This window comes from Agrobacterium tumefaciens, assembly GCF_013318015.2.
GTDB lineage: Bacteria > Pseudomonadota > Alphaproteobacteria > Rhizobiales > Rhizobiaceae > Agrobacterium > Agrobacterium tumefaciens.
The window spans coordinates 293,355-309,237 of record NZ_CP115843.1; the positions used below are offsets into that span (position 1 = coordinate 293,355).

15 protein-coding genes and 2 pseudogenes are annotated in these 15,883 nt (G+C 55.7%); 7 read left to right on the plus strand and 10 right to left on the minus strand.

The window, feature by feature from the left end; all coding sequences use genetic code 11:
• Window positions 1-52: 52 nt before the first annotated feature.
• On the plus strand, window positions 53-967 hold the full coding sequence (locus G6L97_RS24600; RefSeq protein ID WP_174004133.1) for a nucleotidyltransferase and HEPN domain-containing protein: 915 nt from the start codon (window positions 53-55) through the stop codon (window positions 965-967).
• A 272-nt stretch (window positions 968-1,239) separates the two neighbouring features.
• On the opposite strand, the gene G6L97_RS24605 is transcribed toward G6L97_RS24600, so the two are convergent.
• Window positions 1,240-1,752 (minus strand): GNAT family N-acetyltransferase, encoded by a 513-nt coding sequence (locus tag G6L97_RS24605; protein WP_174004162.1) that lies wholly within the window; start codon window positions 1,750-1,752, stop codon window positions 1,240-1,242.
• A gap of 836 nt (window positions 1,753-2,588) precedes the next feature.
• On the opposite strand from G6L97_RS24605, the gene G6L97_RS24610 reads away from it, so the two are divergent.
• Window positions 2,589-3,605, plus strand: a complete 1,017-nt coding sequence (locus G6L97_RS24610; RefSeq protein WP_111799693.1) for a hypothetical protein — start codon at window positions 2,589-2,591, stop codon at window positions 3,603-3,605.
• A gap of 88 nt (window positions 3,606-3,693) precedes the next feature.
• Here G6L97_RS24610 and G6L97_RS24615 read toward each other — a convergent pair whose 3' ends face one another.
• Window positions 3,694-4,257 carry a chloramphenicol phosphotransferase CPT family protein gene (locus G6L97_RS24615; protein ID WP_174004131.1) on the minus strand — a complete coding sequence of 188 codons (564 nt, stop codon included), beginning with the start codon at window positions 4,255-4,257 and terminating at the stop codon, window positions 3,694-3,696.
• A gap of 117 nt (window positions 4,258-4,374) precedes the next feature.
• Complete coding sequence (locus G6L97_RS24620; RefSeq protein ID WP_174004129.1) at window positions 4,375-5,022, minus strand: HAD family hydrolase; 648 nt, start codon at window positions 5,020-5,022, stop codon at window positions 4,375-4,377.
• 123 nt (window positions 5,023-5,145) lie between these two features.
• On the opposite strand from G6L97_RS24620, the gene G6L97_RS24625 reads away from it, so the two are divergent.
• Window positions 5,146-5,673, plus strand: a complete 528-nt coding sequence (locus tag G6L97_RS24625) for a GNAT family N-acetyltransferase (protein ID WP_174004128.1) — start codon at window positions 5,146-5,148, stop codon at window positions 5,671-5,673.
• Window positions 5,674-5,722: 49 nt separating this feature from the next.
• On the opposite strand, the pseudogene G6L97_RS24630 reads toward G6L97_RS24625, so the two are convergent.
• The 3 genes and pseudogenes from G6L97_RS24630 to G6L97_RS24640 form a co-directional block, all read right to left on the minus strand.
• A pseudogene (locus G6L97_RS24630) lies at window positions 5,723-6,345 on the minus strand (tyrosine-type recombinase/integrase).
• Window positions 6,346-6,458: 113 nt separating this feature from the next.
• On the minus strand, window positions 6,459-6,968 hold the full coding sequence (locus G6L97_RS24635) for a histidine phosphatase family protein (protein WP_236773671.1): 510 nt from the start codon (window positions 6,966-6,968) through the stop codon (window positions 6,459-6,461).
• Window positions 6,969-7,189: 221 nt separating this feature from the next.
• On the minus strand, window positions 7,190-7,810 hold the full coding sequence (locus G6L97_RS24640; RefSeq protein ID WP_174004126.1) for a tyrosine-type recombinase/integrase: 621 nt from the start codon (window positions 7,808-7,810) through the stop codon (window positions 7,190-7,192).
• Window positions 7,811-7,959: 149 nt separating this feature from the next.
• Between G6L97_RS24640 and G6L97_RS24645 the strand changes: the two genes are divergently transcribed.
• Both G6L97_RS24645 and G6L97_RS24650 read left to right on the plus strand, forming a co-directional pair.
• Window positions 7,960-8,412, plus strand: coding sequence for an NUDIX hydrolase (locus tag G6L97_RS24645; protein WP_174004124.1), 453 nt, complete (start codon window positions 7,960-7,962; stop codon window positions 8,410-8,412).
• A gap of 83 nt (window positions 8,413-8,495) precedes the next feature.
• Entirely contained in the window at window positions 8,496-8,957 is a 462-nt protein-coding gene (locus G6L97_RS24650; RefSeq protein WP_174004122.1) for a GNAT family N-acetyltransferase, read from the plus strand.
• Between the two features lie 221 nt (window positions 8,958-9,178).
• Here the strand turns inward: G6L97_RS24650 and G6L97_RS24655 are convergent, their stop codons facing one another.
• On the minus strand, window positions 9,179-9,685 hold the full coding sequence (locus tag G6L97_RS24655) for an MgtC/SapB family protein (RefSeq protein ID WP_323131708.1): 507 nt from the start codon (window positions 9,683-9,685) through the stop codon (window positions 9,179-9,181).
• A gap of 97 nt (window positions 9,686-9,782) precedes the next feature.
• Here G6L97_RS24655 and istA point away from each other — a divergent pair.
• Window positions 9,783-11,351, plus strand: a pseudogene (gene istA, locus G6L97_RS24660) (IS21 family transposase).
• Window positions 11,284-12,018: an IS21-like element helper ATPase IstB gene (gene istB, locus G6L97_RS24665; protein ID WP_063976958.1), complete on the plus strand. Its 735-nt coding sequence runs from the start codon at window positions 11,284-11,286 to the stop codon at window positions 12,016-12,018. Before istA ends, istB begins: the two are co-directional and overlap by 68 nt.
• A gap of 854 nt (window positions 12,019-12,872) precedes the next feature.
• On the opposite strand, the gene G6L97_RS24670 is transcribed toward istB, so the two are convergent.
• The 3 genes from G6L97_RS24670 to G6L97_RS24680 form a co-directional block, all read right to left on the minus strand.
• A complete protein-coding gene (locus G6L97_RS24670) occupies window positions 12,873-13,583 on the minus strand; it encodes an autoinducer binding domain-containing protein (RefSeq protein ID WP_174004054.1) in 711 nt (236 codons plus the stop codon).
• Window positions 13,580-14,344 (minus strand): acyl-homoserine-lactone synthase, encoded by a 765-nt coding sequence (locus G6L97_RS24675; RefSeq protein ID WP_174004056.1) that lies wholly within the window; start codon window positions 14,342-14,344, stop codon window positions 13,580-13,582. Before G6L97_RS24675 ends, G6L97_RS24670 begins: the two co-directional genes overlap by 4 nt.
• A gap of 156 nt (window positions 14,345-14,500) precedes the next feature.
• Entirely contained in the window at window positions 14,501-15,220 is a 720-nt protein-coding gene (locus tag G6L97_RS24680; RefSeq protein ID WP_076846167.1) for a helix-turn-helix transcriptional regulator, read from the minus strand.
• Between the last annotated feature and the right edge of the window lie 663 nt (window positions 15,221-15,883).

Below are 15,883 nucleotides of genomic sequence, written 5' to 3' on the forward strand. Positions count from 1 at the left end.
CGCCTGCCGGTAGCGGCTAGAATATCTACCCAGAAGAATCGATGGTGAGGCCATGAAATCGGATATCGGACATCTTCCGCAGACAAAGCAGCGCGAACTGGAAAGGGTCGTCCGGATCATCCACGAAGAGTTCGCCGGCATTGTCGAGCGCTCGAAGTCTGATGCCAAAAAAGACGGACGGATTTATAAAATCATCCTGTTTGGTTCCTACGCCCGTGGAACATGGGTGGATGAACCAAACACGTCAAAGGGTTATCGATCGGATTTCGATATTCTCGTCATCGTCAGCAACAAGGAACTGGCAGATCCCAAATACTGGGACAAGGCGACCGACCGGCTGATGTGGGACAAGGAGATCGAGACACCCGTCGGCCTCATCATGCATGGTGCCCGCGAGATCAGCAATTTTCTGCATGATGGCCAAGCCTTCTTCGTCGATCTCGCCCGCGAAGGTGTCGTGCTCTATGAATTCGACGACCGGCCGTTGGCTGAAGCGAAACCGCTCAGCCCTGCCGATGCACTGAGAGTTGCCGAGGAGCATTTTGAAAAGCAATTCGGCAGTGCCAGCTACTTCCTTCAGTTAGCACGATACGCGATAGCGGATGATCAACCAAATCACGCAGCTTTCTTGCTTCACCAGGCGGTGGAAACTGCCTATTCCTGTTATCTGTTGACACTCACCAACTATACTCCCGCTTCGCACAATCTCAAATTTCTGCGCGGACTTTCGGAGGATCGCGACCGCCGTTTGGTCGACATCTGGCCGCGCGACCATCAGCGGTTTACCGCATGGTACAACGTTCTCAACGAGGCCTACGTCAAGGCACGTTACTCAAAACATTTCGAGATGAACGAAGAAGCGCTTACTTGGCTTCAGGACCGCACGGCAGAACTTCACGTCTTGGTCGAGGTGCTCTGCGAGGAGCACATCGAAAAACTGCGGCGAGCAGTGAAAGACGGCAGTTGAGGCCATGCTGCTTCATCTGAATATTTGGGACTGTTCAGATTAGTTGCATTGGTGACCTGATCAACAAAGAGGATGATGCATTTCTCATGAATCAGGCCCGCGGTGGTTTTGCCCGCACACACGGCTGCTTTGGGGCCGGCATCGGTCCGTCCGCGTCTGGGGGCCTAATTGCGATAACTGACGTTACCATCAAATCGGCAAAAGGCAGCTCCCGACCCCATTTCGGCCATTTGCTTGTCATGCTGACTATGGCCGCTTCTGGCCCGTAGTGGTCATTGAGCTTGGCTAATATACAGGTATCGATTTACGATGCGCCCGCTGCTCTGGAGCCGTTTTTGGTAGACCTCCATTCGGTCATGGACTTTTTCCGCGACTTTCTTCGACGGTATATTTTCGGGGCTTATTATGCTGACCACCCTGCCCAGGCCAAGGGTGTTCAGCGCATGGCCCCGACAAGCTGTCGCAGCCTCAGTAGCAAAGCCGTTCCCCCAGAAGCCACGCCACAGATGATACCCAATTTCCGGTTCGGTGCCTTCAGGGGTCTCTTGTAGAGTAATCCCACAGTCGCCGATGACCTGTCCAGAAGAAGGGTCAACTACTGCCCAAAGGCCGAAGCCGTGCTTGAGGTAGCTGTCGAATGAAAGCTCCTGAAACCAAGTCCGGATTTCCGATGACGACTTGGTGCTTGGATAGAATTTCATGCATTCATGGTCGGCGTAAATCTTGCTCAACGCGTCTAGGTCTTGTTTCTCGACTTCCCTAAGAAGCAGTCGGTTAGTCCTCATAATAGTTGACACGCAAACCTCTCATCTTGCCCGTCGGACACTCTGCCAAAAGGTTGACTCTCGTGCCATTGCCCCTTGACCTCAACTCTAGGTGAGGTTGTACGAATTTCAAGGCGGTCGCGGCCCATCGAACGCGACCACGTCAAAGGAGGGCGTCTTGGTCACATATTTTCGCTACTCGAAACCCAAATATTCCGTCAGAACACGTCTGGTTGGAGCCGTATTGTTGCAGTTACTTGGCACCGGATTGTTAGCGTTCATCTTTTGCCATCTGGACACGCTTACGGCGAAGCCAACGATAACTCTCGGTCAGTTTTTGCCATGCTTGGTTGGGGGCGTCGCTGGGTTTCATTCTGTGGCTTTTCGTCGGCCAGCAACAGACGGCCAGCTTAGCCTTGTCGCAACATCGTTCTTGGCATTTGGAACCTTTTATTGGCTGGCGTCCTATTCATTGCCTGATCTTTTGCTAGCAAGATTGATATCGGGATTTGGATTGGGCGTGGTTGTTGCAAGAGCCTTCCGGCGCGGCTTTCTTGAAAATCCGGTAGTTCCCCGCGTCCGATAGATTCCCGACCGCACTTGGTGCTTTGCATTAGGGCAGTTCCCCGCCCTAAGCCGACATCGGGGACCGATAGCCGCTAGGCCGCTACGCGCACCCATGTCGGGCATTGAGCTGGTGGCGGGAGGATTCCAAAAGCCGTTACATAGCGATCAGGACAACCGGCTAGTATGTGTGCCTTCCTTTGGTCGTTGAGACAAACTTTGAGTTTGCCCGGAAGAGGACCTATTAATGGGCCGAACGCGGCGTCCACTCCAAACAAAGTAAAGTAGATTTCATGACCGATTACGATCCAGAGGCAGTGTTTCAAGGTCATAGGGATCGGTTCATAAAAGTCCTGGAGCCGGTGTTCCTGCCAGACGATCCGGTCAGCAACGACATCATCCGCTATTTTGCATCTTTGCTCCGCGTCATTGGCATGGAAGACAAGGGATGGGACCCTTACGCAGAAAGCCGTAAGATACTTAATGATATCAACCGGCTGATGAAGCTGGAGCTTCCCGAGGATCGTTTCCCTGACGGCTGGACCTCGTGGCGACTTGGCTTGCTCCTATACAGCCACATTGTCGAAATGGACGCACCATACGAAGTGATCACCAATCTGCTGCGCTTCCGTCTAGGAAAGGGCTACAGCCCCAATCCGTATTTCGATCTTCTCACGGAAAGAGAGAAGAAGAACTTTGCCAAGAACGGAATCCGGACAGGGCGAAAGATCGAAGTGATAAAGTCGCTGTCTAAAGAGTGCGGGCTATCGGTCGGTGAACTTTACGACGAGTTCTACAACAGCCGTTTAAGGAACGCAGTCCAGCATTCAGATTTCATCCTCACGGCAGACGATTTTCGATCTCGAAGCGGGATAAGTGGCGGGAAAGCATTTAAACTAACCTACGATGAATTGGATACGCTAATAACGAAAGCGAAAGCGTTCATCGCCGCCTTCTTCCAGCTTGAATTTGATGCGCGCGCAGTGTGGGGGGCGAAAAAGGGTCAGGCGATACCCTATGACCCTCACTATAAGGGGCTAATGGAAGTGCTGGTAGATGACCGTGATCTCATGTGCGGGTTCGCGGTCCACTGGCCAAACAACATCCAGTCCATGTATCGCCGTACAGAAGCGGGGGCGGAATTGGTCAACTGCATGGTGAACGTGGAGCAGGCCACCGTGGATTTGTGGGTAGACCTTTATGCTCGGAAACCTGGAGCGTTCAGCCCGTTGGTCGAGGAAGGAGCTGAGCCAGTCTATACCCCGCTAGACAACTCCGACGTACGTCCATTATGGCCCGCGACGATGTAGCATCCGAAATGCTTCAGTGTTTGGCGGGATAGCGCCGCACCAGCCTCCAACCTCAAAGCAGTTCATGTCTCCTTTGGGCGCATCTACGTCACAACGGCAGCCGGCCTAAGGGGACTTCGGGGCTCGCGAAATTTGACGAGCGATCGCTTTTTCTCCAGGCGACGAGCAGCCTCTCGACATTTGCATCAGCGCCGTCCTCGGACTGTAGTTCAATGTCATACCGCTTGCCGAAATGAATCGTCTCAAAATCCTTCTTGGCGCTACCCACCGGTCTGTTACCTCTCGCGGCTTCACGCTTGACCAGAATTTCGAGCGGACAATGTACGGCGGCGAAGAAGACATCGTGCTCCGCCAAAAGATCAACGAGTTCTTCCAGCCATCCCTCGGTATCGAGAATGTGTTCAAGGATCAGATGGTTACCCGCATCGGCATATGCCCGCAGCGATCCATGGAACCCGTGGAAAAAGGCCATGCGAGCGTCAGTCCAGCGAAAATCACCACTCTTGAAGCGTTCGGTCGGAAGCACGCCAGCGTCGCGCAGATGATCGATCGATACGTGCCAGAATGGTTTCTCGATGCGTTTCTGCAATGCCCTCGCAATGGTTGACTTGCCGCTGCTCGACGTGCCATGAAGAAAAATAACGTGTGCCATCCTTTCGTCTCCCGGTTTCCAGGCCGCAATTAATGCAGGCATATGACACATCAATGACCGCTGATGGCGCTTTCGCGTCACGACGGCAGTCGGGCTCTAAGCGGTCATCAGAGCACCTCATGCGAGGATGCTTGAGACGACCCTGTCGATATTCGCGTCGGGCCAATGCTCAGCGTGGCTTAGCCCAGGCGGCAGATCGTACCCGACGAAATAGCTTTTGGACGCCAGGTTGAGCATGGGGATATCGCCCCAAGAATCACCTGTGGCCGCGAGCGCATCCGGGCCGAGGTTCAGTTCAGATAAAAGAGCCTCGAGATAGCTCGCTTTGTCCTCAGGCCAAAAATGCTGGACCGTGTCGTCGGCCTGCCATCCGGTACCAACAGCGTAATCCGCCTCCAGTTCGGCAGCGAGCCAATCGACCGCGAATGCCCAAGTTATGGAAACGAGAGCTGTTTTGATCCCAGCTTTCTTCAGACGGGCAAATCCGTCTTTCACGCCGGGCGCGAGCCGCAGCTCCATCAGATGCCTGGTCAGATTCGCCTTACCGAAAGGCAGATACCATTGAAGCATTGTATCGCGACCAGCGATAATCTCCTCGCGAGATCGCAGCAGTTCGAAGGCGTCCATCTCGTTTGAGCGACCGATATTCCGAGCGATACATCCGCAGATGTTTTCGCCGCGCAGCAGTGTGCCATCGACATCAAAGGCGGCTAATCTGATACCGGTAATTGTCGGTCCCCTCTCGATGCTCGAACTATCGCTCATGGTAAGCAGAGACACGGTTTAACGCAACGACCGCTTTTGGCGCTTTCGCGCCATGACGATTGCGTATCGCGTCGGCGATGAGTTACCCTCAACCTTCGGCAGAGCAGATAATGGAGGTTAGGGATGAATCCGGCCATTCGAGAGGCCGATGTCGAAGATGCGGGGATACTTTCGGTGCTGGCGACCGAGGTGTGGCTGGACACCTATGCGACGGAGGGTGTTTCCTTCGCCTTCGCGGCGCATTTGCTGGAGGAGTACTCGCCCAAAGCATTCACGGAAACCTTGCTGAATGAGAGCATCCATATCTTCGTCTATACGGACGGAAACTTCGTCAAAGGCTATCTCAAGGTCGTCACAGACCCGGTGGCTCTCGATCTGCGATATGGCACCGTAGAGGTGGGGACGCTGTATGTGCGTCGGCATCACAAGCGACAGGGTATCGGAGCGGAGCTTCTGCGCCACGCGATGGATGTGGCGGTCCAGAGCGGACACCGGAGCATGTATCTCACTGTACATCATGCCAATCGAGACGCGCTGGCCTTCTACGAGTCCCACGGCTTCCACCACGCTGGCAACTTCTTGTTCGAGTTCGAAGGCATCCAGGTGCCGAATGTTGTTCTCGCCATTGATCTAGCGCCGCACGGACCATGACCGCAATTGGCGAGAGAGAGACCACCGGCTATTGCCGATGGTCAAGAACCTATAGCTCGATCTGCTCGGCAATTCTGAGGGCATCATCCACCTCGACGCCGAGATAGCGAACGGTGCTTTCCAGCTTCGTATGACCGAGCAGAATCTGGACGGCCCGGAGGTTACCTGTCTTCTTGTAAATCTGCGCTGCCTTGGTTCGCCTCATGGAGTGGGTGCCGTAGGCGCTGGCATCAAGTCCAATAGACGAGACCCAACGGTGGACAATCCGAGCGTATTGCCACGTGGACAAATGATGCGACGTCTTCCAACGGCTTGGAAATAGATAGCTGCCGCCGTTCCTTCGAACGAAGGGAAGCCATGCCACGAGCGCAGTCTTCGTCTGCTCCGTCACCTCAAACTGCACGGGTCGCTTCGTCTTCTTCTGGATGATGGTCGCTCGGTCCCGGATCGAACTACCCCATCATAGGTCCTCAACCCTCAGCTTGACCAGGTCGCAAGCGCGGAGCTTGCTGTCGATGGCAAGGTTGAACAGCGCCAGCTCTCGGGTCGCCCCACTCATTTCGAGCCTGACGCGCGGATCGACCAAACGTTCTTTGGCTGCAGTGGTCGCTTCTGTCCGACCAGAATTCCTTTGTTCCATGGAGAACGATTACGCAGTGCGACGGTATCCATCCCGAATCCTCCGCCACTCCTCCCGCCGCGTCGCCTCCATCAGGCCGACCAATAGTAGCATATCTCGTCACTACTTGGCCCAAACCCGCCATTCGGGTTCATCCTCAGCTGGGTCAACTTAGACGTTCCATCATCCCCGCCGGTAATAGCCGGAATGCAGCGTTTTGAGGGACTTCCAGATTTAACATCTCATTCTTGGAAAGACCGCTGTGGATGCCCCGCATGATCCGGCTCGTTACTCCGTGACAGACAACAACGGTGGGAGCATGGATGTCGTTCGAGAGGTCGCTCAACACCGCCCGCACGCGGGCGAACATTTCGTCGTAGCGCTCGCCATCAAATGAGTGAAAGAACCACTCATTGCGACCAAGACCATCTCTTGCATGCGGCCACTGCGCTTCGATCTCGTTGTCAGTGAGCCCATCCCATGACCCCATCCCGACCTCTTTAAGACGATCATCGGTGATTAAGGGTACGTGAACCCCCAAAGTTGCGGCGATAATCGTTGCCGTTTGGATTGCCCGTCCGAGCGGGCTGGTTACGATCCTGGTACTCTGATCTAACCCGTTGCTCCTCAAAATTTCCCCGACTTGGGAAGCTTGAGCGAGGCCGAGGGCTGTCAACGCAGAGTCGCGTTGGCCCTGCCATCACCCGGCTGCGTTGAACTCTGTTTGCCCATGTCGCACCAAGTATATCATCCATCCCTCTCACTCACGTCTAGGTCAAAGTGGGCTTGGCAATCAGGTGCCAACTAACGAGCAATAGCATTCGCCCATTTTTTCGGGAAACTTATGACTGCTCTTGGCGCGAGAGAGACCACCGGCTGTCGCCGGTGGTCAAGAACCTAAAGCTCAATTTGCTCTGCGATTCTGAGCGCATCGTCTATCTCGACGCCCAGGTATCGGACGGTGCTTTCGAGCTTCGTATGACCGAGCAAAATCTGGACCGCCCGAAGAGTGCCGGTCTTCTTGTAAATTTGTGCTGCCTTAGTTCTCCTCATGGAGTGGGTGCCGTAGGCGTTGGCGTCGAGCCCGATTGATGTGACCCAACGGTGGACAATTCGTGCATACTGCCTCGTCGACAGATGCTTTGACGTGTTCCGATTGCTCGGAAACAGATAGCTGCTGCCGTTCCTTCGAACGAATGGGAGCCATGCCGCAAGCGCGATCTTGGTCTGCTCGGTGACCTCGAACTGCACGGGCCGCTTCGTCTTCTTTTGGATTATGGTAGCCCGATCTCGGATCGAACTACCGGACCATAAATCCTCAACCTTCAACTTGACGAGGTCACAAGCGCGAAGCTTGCTGTCAATGGCGAGGTTGAAGAGCGCCAGCTCCCGGACAGCGCCGCTCATCTCAAGTCGAACGCGGATCGACCACACATTCTTCGGCTGAAGTGGGCGCTTCTGCCCTACCAGAATACCTTTGTTCCATGGAGATCGATTACGCAGTAGGGCGGTGTCCATGCCAAAGCCTCCGCCACACCTCCCACCGCGTCGCCTCCGTCAGGCGGCCGGATGGTAGCACGCTCTGTCGCTGTGTGACTCGGGGCGGACTTCTCCGCAGATTGCGGCGATCCGTTGCGAAGAGGCTTCTATTGCGTTAACTCAACAGTATGACCGCCGTCACCAAATCCAGTGTTATCCGCATTAAAGCCTTGGGCCTACATTGGCGTGGCCCAAGGCTCCTCGCTTTTGAGGTCTACGACCATGAGGGGCGTCTCAAGGGTGTCCGGCCACTTGGCGGTGGCGTTGAGTTTGGCGAATGCGCAAAAGATGCTGTCATCAGAGAATTCAAAGAGGAGATTGACATCGAGGTTTCCATTCTCGCCGGGCCAATGGTTCTGGAAAACGTCTTCGTCCACGAGGGTGAACGCCGGCACGAAATCCTATTCATTTTTGACTTGGCATTTCCCCCTGGAGCTTTCGAGGCCCAGGAACGCATCCGATTCCAAGAGGATGACGGCACCTCAATGGTGGCAGCTTGGTATGATCCGCGAGAACTGGACATGGACGGAAGCCCGGAGCTTTACCCGAACGGCCTCAAGACCCGGTTGCTTGGTCGATGATCGGTGTTGGGGCTTAGCAGCAGCAGCCCCAACCTTCGGCGCTAGATGATGATCACACCTCTCGGAGGTGATATATTTCAAACATGGGCCAGATCGCCACACGCCACTATCGGAAAGAGGATGCCAACGCTTGCTTGGCCATCTTCGATAGCAACGTACCAAGATTCTTTGGATCGGAAGAGCGTGTCGAATTTGCCCAATTCCTTGGTGAGGTGGACCGCTCGATGTTCCCTTATCTCGTTCTCACGCTAGATGGCCGTATCGTCGCATGTGGTGGGCTGAGCATTGCTTCAGAACCGACGATGGTGTCTCTATCTTGGGGCATGGTCGATCAAGCCTATCATCGACGGGGACTCGGCACTCGCCTGACACGTGAAAGACTGAACCTGGCTCGATCTTCAGCAGGCATAGCCGAGGTTTCGATGGCGACGAGTCAACATACTAGTCGTTTTTACGAGAAACATGGCTTTAGGATTGAGCGGATCACACCGAATGGCTTTGCCGCCGGATTGGACCGATACGACATGACACTACGTCTAGGGTAGCAGAACTTCACGTCTCCTCTTGGCGCAAAGCGGTCGATTGGACTCCCGCAACAGACTGTCTGGGTTCCACCCCATTGCCGACGCTGGCTTTGAGCAGAGCGACTGCTTTTGGGACATCTTCGAAGTGAACCTAACGTCTCAAATTGCGCGCTTTTCAGCCTTTTCGCGCTACCTGCTACAGATTGAGTTGAGGCCGAAACATCTTCGCTGTCGTCCTACGGTCAATCGTCCCCACTAGACTTTGAGTCCGTCTCGGATGGCGTGGGCAAGATGTGAGGCACCGCTGCGAGAATGACCAAGACGATCGCGGTCGATAAGACGGCCGTTACCTCCATTCCCAGGCCGGCCATTACACCAATCGCGGCTGTCGCCCAGATACTGGCCGCTGTGGTGAGCCCTTCTACCTCCCGCTGCGCCGAGCGGATTATGATAGCACCCGCGCCGAGGAAGCCTATTCCTTGAACGACACCCTGCAGTACCCGTGACAGATCGCCGATCTGCATGCCGCTCTGCAGTGGACCTAAAACGAAAAGTGCAGCACCTACGGCAACCAACATGTGAGTCCGCAAGCCAGCACTTCTGCCCTTGCTCTCGCGTTCGAACCCGAGAACCCCACCGAGTACCGCCGCGATCACAAGGCGCACAGTGATGCGAGTTATGGCCGACGCGTCTGGAACATCAGAGAATTCTTTGACTAACGTCCCCCAAACTGTGATTAGGCATGGAATAAGGACCCCGCAAATGGGGTGATCGGCGTCCAAACGGGACCCCCATCTGCGATGGGGTTACAACAGCCTCCGGTTTCATCGGAGGCTTTTTGTTTGGATGCTTATTGTGGAAACAATTCTGAAGATACGGCGGCTAGCCCATGTTCAGGGCAAGTCGATCAAGGCGATCTGCCGGGAGTTGGGTATATCGCGGAAAGTGGTGCGGAAGGTTCTGCGCACCGATGAGACGGAGTTCAAATACGAACGGACCCGTCAACCTCAGCCGAAGCTCGGCCCCTGGCGCGATCAGCTCGATAGAATGCTGCTCGCCAATGAGGCCAAATCCTCTCGCGAACGGCTGACACTGATCCGGATATTCGAGGACTTGCGCGACCTCGGCTACGAGGGCGGTTACGACACAGTCCGGCGTTACGCCCGAACCTGGGCGAAGGAGCGCGGGTCCGTGACGGCGCAAGCCTATGTGCCGCTCTATTACGCGCCGGGCGAGGCCTACCAGTTCGACTGGAGCCACGAGATCGTCGTGCTGAACGGCGTGACGACGACGGTGAAGGTTGCGCATATCCGGCTCTGCCACAGCCGGATGATGTATGTGAGAGCCTATCCGCGCGAGACGCAAGAGATGGTCTTCGACGCCCATGACAGGGCGTTCGCTTTCTTCGGCGGGGCCTGCACGCGCGGCATCTATGATAATATGAAGACCGCGGTGGAGACGGTCTTCGTCGGCAAGGAACGGCAATACAATCGCCGCTTCCTACAGATGTGCAGCCATTACCTGATCGAACCGGTGGCCTGCACGCCGGCGTCGGGATGGGAGAAAGGCCAGGTCGAGAACCAGGTCAATCTGGTGCGCGAACGCTTCTTCACGCCGCGGCTGCGCTTCAAATCCTACGATGAACTGAATGGCTGGTTGCTGGACAAGTGCATCAGTTACGCCCGCGCTCATAAGCACGTCGATCAGACGGAGCGCACGATCTGGGAGGTGTTCGATGCGGAGCGGCCGCACCTGGTCGGCTATCCCGGCAAATTCGACGGCTTCCACGCAGTGCAGGCCTCGATCGGCAAGACCTGCCTCGTGCGTTTCGACAACAACAAATACTCGGTGCTGTCCACGGCAGTCGGTCGTCCGGCCGAGATACATGCCTATGCCGATCGCATCATCATCCGGCAGGATGGCGTGGAGATTGGCCAGCACGATCGCTGCTTCGGCCGTGGCGAGACGATCTATAATCCCTGGCATTACGTGCCGGTCCTGACCCGTAAGCCGGGAGCCCTGCGCAATGGTGCGCCTTTCCACGACTGGGTTTTGCCCGCCGCCATGGAGAAGGTGCGCCGCCGGCTGAAGGCCATGCATGACGGCGACCGGCAGATGGTGTCGATCCTCGAATGTGTGGGCCTGGACGGGCTCCCCGCCGTCGAAGCGGCCTGCCAGGAGGCGCTCGATCAGGGCGTGTTCTCGGCCGCTGTCATCATCAACATCCTGGCCCGCAAGCGTGACCCGCAGCCGGCCGCCATCCTTTCCATTCCCGATGCGCTTCGCCTGACCCACGAGCCTCTGGCCGATTGCGCCCGTTACGACAGCCTCAGGAGGGCAAGCTGATATGGAACGATCCCAAATCCTCGACATGATGGGCGCGCTGAAGCTGTTCGGCATGCGCAGCGCCTATGACGAGATCATGGCCTCCGGCATCAAGCGACAGCACGAACCGCCGCGCATCGTCGGTGACCTGCTTCAGTCGGAGATCGCCGAGAAGCAGGCACGTTCCATCAAGTACCAGATCACCGTGGCCAAGCTGCCGCTGGCCAAGGACATCGACGACTTCGACTTCACCGACACGCCGGTCAACGAAGGGCTCGTGCGCCAGCTTGCGACAGGAGCCTTCCTCGCCGAGCAGCACAATATCGTTCTGGTCGGCGGAACCGGCACGGGGAAGTCCCACCTGTCCATCGCGCTCGCACGCGCCCTAATCCGCAACGGCGCACGCGGACGCTTCTTCAACGTCGTCGACCTCGTCAATCGGCTCGAAACGGAGGCACGCAGCGGAAAGCAGGGGCGGCTGGCCGACTTCATCACCAGACTCGACTTCGTCATCATGGACGAACTGGGCTATCTCCCATTTGCTCAGGCCGGCGGCCAGCTCCTCTTCCATCTCATCAGCAGGCTCTATGAGCGGACATCGATCATCGTCACGACGAACCTGGCCTTCGGCGAGTGGCCAGCCGTATTCGGCGATGCCAAAATGACCGCCGCTCTGCTCGACAGGCTCACCCACCATTGCGAGATCGTGGAAACCGGAAACGAATCCTGGCGCTTTAAAAACCGCTCTCAAAGCTAAAGCCGAAAAGACAAACAACCCGCGCCCGCAGGCCCCTGCGCTAAATGGAGAGCTCCGGGCCTACGCGCGCTGACCCGATGCAACCAGAGGCAGGGGTCCCTTTTGGGAGCCGATAAGGGGTCCCGTTACGACGCCGATTGACACCCCAAACTTCGTCTCCCACGGTCGCATCCTTATGTCGTTCGCAAATTTGGCATGTAAACGAGGTGCCATACAAACGCTGCGCTGGCAACTTCACTGCCGCCATCGTCACCCGTGAGGGTAACTTTTGTGCCGATAGGGGGGAATAACAGCCGTCTCGCACCGTCAATTGCCGCGGGATGCCTTCCCCCAACCGTCCAGCGGAGCGATTGCTCGTGCGAGCGCAAGCAGCAAGCAGCAAGCACCGGGATGTAAAGCCATGTCTGCATTTAGGTACGGGCAAACACGGTGTCTATGACTGGAATGAAGGCGCGAAGCGGAAATGATTTCTGTTGTCGGCCCTTGGTAGTCGTGAGGCCGACCGAACGGGCAGATTGGGATCTACTTCCTGCCGCTCCATTCTCGGAAAGCCGCCTGATAAATGCAACCAGCCCCAACACCGAAAACCTGCTGTGGTCGGCGGCGCTGTGTCGTAGTCGGGCTCGTCCGCCGGGAACGCATCGACATAGCCGAAATCTACGACAGAAGTTCTCTGACAGACCGCGGTCTCAGAAGAAAATGCCGTTCGTCACGTCCCGATCCGTGATGATCGTCAAATGAATCGACACATCGGCAGTCTTCTCAACATACTTGCTGCCCACGTCGACTCTCTTCGGTGGGCTCGCTCTGGGACGATCGAGCGCAAGCTCATCGTGAACCTTTGGCAGTACAAGCTAGATCAGTCCCAGCTTTGTGGCCAACGCAGTTGTCTGCGGGAGTGTGACGGTCTTAAGTTTCCGTCGAATGTTCTTCATATGAAAATTCACAGTATGGTGTGTCATGTTTTCGAGGAGGGCTATCTCCTGGGTCGTTTTCCCTTCGGCGGCCCACTTGAGCACCATTGACTGCCGCGCCGTCAGTTCGATGGCCGGTGCTCTGATCGATGCCGCCTCGGTTGCCTCCACGCACATGTGGAGTAATGCCACAGCGTTTGCACTCAGAACAGGCTGTAGTTGGTATTTGTGGGGCAACGTTACATCGCCGGTGAAAAGTGAGAGGGTGAACAAATCGCTGAAAGGCGCCATCACGGGCATGCATATGCCGGCCCTGATGCCCGCCTCGTTGGCACTGGAATAGAATTCTTGGTGGGGTCCGCGTGCGAGTTTTCCCTTATGCTCAAAATCAAAGACAAACGGTGCCATTATTTCACGGGCCTGGGCGAGGATTGGATCGATCCTGTCAAAACGCTCCTGCCCATATTTGTCCAGCCACCCATCTGGGGCATTGGACAGGATGGAGTTTCCCAATCTGGGGTGATGGAGAGTCAGCGCATGATAATAGTCAAACCCCAGCTCTTGGGTCAGGTGATCGAGTAGTTCTGTAGTCGCTCGGCTGGTTTTCATCATGGACGTCGTATCGATCAATTTGTGTAGCCAGAGTTTCATCCGAGGTATTTTCCTCCCATCCTTGAGAGACACGTCTGGCTGCTGGCTGCGTTGCAGGTCCAGAAGACCTCCGTTTTTCTAAGAGGTTTGATGTGGTCCGAGCCTCGAGGCGTTTGTCCTGCGGCCGCTTCTGACGCCGCTGGCAAAAATCGCCTGTATAGAGGTTGTGCAACCCGAAGGACTGTTCGCATCTGATTGAGAGTTTCGTCTGAAACGGCGAACACGCCACAACACACCGGGAGCCGGCCGTAACCATCGGCACGGCCAATCTCCTCCACGATCAATCCCGCTCGCCGGTATACTCTCTCCATTGGCGGCTCGTAGTTTGACACAAGTGTTTTGATGCCATGCGCGAAGGCGCATTCGAACAGGGCCAGCAAAAGGAACCCAAACGCTCTAGATGGGCTGAGCGTCGGTTGAGACGCTCTGAGGAGGTCGACATCAAGGCACATTCGTGTGCCTTCCCATGTGGCTGGAGACACCAGATCCTTTGCCGGCAAAGTTCGCCTGAATACATCATGCAGCAATGTCGGCCCTGTCGTCGGCATGAGCCGTACCGTGCCATAGAGATGGTGCGCGTCCTTGTCACACCAGACCAGGTAAACGGCTCCTAGACCGTCATAAGCGTCCCGTTCAAGGCCGTGATGCACATCGACCTGCCAGCCAAGACAATCGTGAAAAACCCGCTTCCGCAATCGGAACGACTGCTCCAGCAGGCCTGCGTACCGATAATGCTGATATGGTTGGATAAGAAGGAACACGAGCCAATCTCCGATCATGTGTCGGAATAGGATGCACGTAAATCCCCGGTTGCCCATTGCTACAGATGGGCACAATCAATTGAGGTATTGCGCCGAAAATTGAAGGTCTATGGTTGTTGTGCCACGAGGGTGAAAGTCCGGGTTCGTGCTGCTAAATCAGATGTTGATCAGCCTGAACTTCATCGCCTGGACCGCGGCGGATGAAATAGTTGCGCATCCAAGCTTTAACCGGCCCGACTTGAGGTAGCTTCTTGCCGTATGCTCCGAAATTCCGAGAATGAGTGCAATATCCTTGTGGTCTTTTCCGCGTGCTACCCATGATAGGCACTCCCGCTCGCGAGCACTAAGACCCGGAACAGGGTCTTCTCCGCCATGAATCTCCGTGATCGCCTTCATATGGATCTGATAGGCGATTTCGATCCAGTCTGACCTATTTCCTGCAACAAGTCTGTCCCAGCCTTTCGGGTCGTACTCCGCACTGAGGGAGAAGATCGCCCGCCGGCCAACCCTGTCTGTAACGGGGATCGAATAACCGAACTCTCCGACGCCATGCTGCCGGGCATCATCAAAGAATGCTGCGATTTCGGGCGTCATTTCGAATTCACGCCAGTCGAATGGAAGCTGCCGCAAAAAGCCCTGTTGAACAACAGGATCGACCTGGACATATCGCTTCAGGAAATACCGTGCGATCCATTCCGGACTGTAAGTCGATTGAACAAATGGTGCATCAAGGTCGCTGATCACAGTTGCGGTGAGATGATAGGTGACGAAATCTACGTCGTAAATTTCCTGAACACATAAAAGAGCCTCATAGACTGTGGGGGCATCTGTGATTGTCTCGATAGCCTTGGCGAGATTCGCAGACACTGTTTTCATGCGGTAATCCTTTTTGATGTGAGGTGAGTCTCACGGCGCACGCGACAAGCACCTCATTCCCCATGGGCGCTCAACGACAACGCGCCAGCGTTTTAGAGGACCGACATCCTCATGATTTTGCCGCTCGTCTTTCGGTTGAAGCCGTGGCAGGCTGTACCGCGTTCAGCTTTATTGTTCGGCTATCGGCTCGACATTGGGGAACGATCGCTTCAAAACCGGCACCTTGCCAACATTTTTCTAGCGTTGGTCAGCGTCCCGCTCGGTCGCTGATAGCTCGCCCGTCAGGAGTCACGCCGAGCGACCGTCTTGGTCTGGCAGCTGCATCTTTCCGTTGCGGGCTATGTAGCTTCCAACCAGACCGCAGCGATGGCGTGGTAGCCCGGATGCCTGTTGCCCGTTGGTGGAGGCATCAACTTCGGCAACATAGATAGCCGTTTCGCACAGCCGTTTATGGCTGCTTGGATGATGCAGTGAAAATTTAAATGTAACGACGCCACGTTTCCGATCTCGCTGCCAAGCGTTCGATACGAAGCCATCCCTGGTCTTTCCGCTCTTCGATGTGGTCAAATGTCCGTCCCTGCAATGATCGTCCTGCGAGTAGCCAAACTGTGTCGGCGGCCACCGTCTCCCCTGATAACAAACATAAATTTCAAATTTGCCACA